This is a genomic window from Pseudomonas sp. 05N434 (assembly GCF_056396965.1).
In genome coordinates, this window is the sequence record NZ_JBFTMK010000800.1 from 1 (window position 1) to 1,592 (window position 1,592).

Here is a 1,592-nt window from a genome sequence, read left to right on the forward strand (position 1 = left end):
GCGTTACAACGAGCGGGTGCAGGTCAATGGTGTCGAAGCCACTGACGCGCAGCTGTGCGAAGCCTTTGCCGCGGTCGAGGCGGGTCGCGGCGAAACATCCCTGACTTACTTCGAAATGGGCACCCTGGCGGCGTTCTGGCTGTTTCAACAGGCCGGTCTCGATGCAGTGGTGCTGGAAGTCGGCCTGGGCGGGCGCCTGGACACGGTCAACGTGGTGGATGCCGATATCGCGCTCGTCACCAGCATTGGTGTCGACCATGCGGATTACCTGGGTGATACCCGCGAATCCGTGGCCTTCGAAAAGGCCGGAATCTTCCGCCAGGGCGCTCCTGCACTGTGCGGCGATCTGAATCCTCCTCAACCTCTGCTGGATAAGGCGCGCGAGCTCAATTGCCCGTTTTTCCTGCGTGGGCGCGATTTCGACCTCGGTATCACCGATTACAACTGGCAATGGCGCGGCGTTGATGCTCAAGGGCGTGCGGTCGAATTGCACGATCTGCCATTGCTCGATCTGCCGATGGAAAACGCTGCACTGGCGTTGCAGGCTTACCTTCTGCTCGGTTTGCCTTGGGTGGATGCGCAGATTATTGAAGCGTTGAAAGCGACGCGGATCGTCGGTCGTCTTGATCGTCGGCAGTTCGACTGGCAGGGCAAGCGTCTGAATCTGCTGCTGGACGTGGGGCACAACCCTCACGCGGCAGAATATCTGGCTCGGCGTCTGGCCAGTCGACCGCTGGCCGGCAAGCGTCTGGCGGTGTTCGGGTTGTTGGCGGACAAGGACCTGGATGGTGTTGTCGGTGAATTGAATGCTAGTGTCCAGCATTGGGCCGTCGCGCCGCTGGATTCGCCGCGGGCACGGCCGGTAGCTCAGTTGCACGCAGCGTTGCAGAACCTTGGCGCCTCGGTTACGTCCTATGACAGCGTGGCCGCTGCCCTGGAAGGGCAGTGCGCGCAGGCGACGAGCGACGACGAGATTCTGTTGTTCGGATCATTTTATTGTGTCGCCGAGGCCCTTGAGTGGCTGGCCCGGCACTCCACGGAGGAAGCGGCAAATGGCTTTGCTGGATAAGGCGTACAAGCAGCGCATGGTCGGTGCCTTGGTGCTGGTGGCGCTGGCGGTGATTTTCTTGCCGATGCTGTTTTCCCGTCAGGACGAACAGCGCCAGGTAAGGGTCGACGCGCCTGCCGCACCGCATGCCTCCTCGTTACCGCAAGTGCAGATTGAGCCGGTGGCGGTGCCTGAACCACAGGCATTGCCGCAAGAGCCTGTGCCAAGCGACGACGAGATTGCCGAGCAGCAAGCGCCGTCGGCACCGATTGCACCAACGGCTCCCGTAGCGCCAGCGCCGCCGGCTGCCAAGCCAGTCGCGCCGCCAGCAGCGCCAGTTGCCAAGCCTGTACCGGCACCTGCCCAGCCAATCGCGGTTGCACCGACCAAGCCGGTCGCTACTCCAAGTCGCGTCGATGCCAATGGCCTGTCGGTCAGCTGGTCGGTGCAACTGGCCAGCCTGGCGAGCCGTGAGAGCGCTGAAAGTTTGCAGAAAACCCTGCGCAGCCAAGGCTATAACGCCTACATTCGCTCCGCCGATGGC

2 protein-coding genes are annotated in these 1,592 nt (G+C 62.4%); both read left to right on the forward strand.

The window, feature by feature from the left end; all coding sequences use genetic code 11:
- Positions 1–1,069: bifunctional folylpolyglutamate synthase/dihydrofolate synthase (locus tag AC1DLB_RS29525; RefSeq protein WP_477786241.1), on the forward strand; the 1,069-nt coding region annotated here is incomplete at its 5' end.
- A partial coding sequence (locus tag AC1DLB_RS29530) for an SPOR domain-containing protein (protein WP_477786242.1) occupies positions 1,053–1,592 on the forward strand: 540 nt, incomplete at its 3' end. The genes AC1DLB_RS29525 and AC1DLB_RS29530, both read left to right, overlap by 17 nt.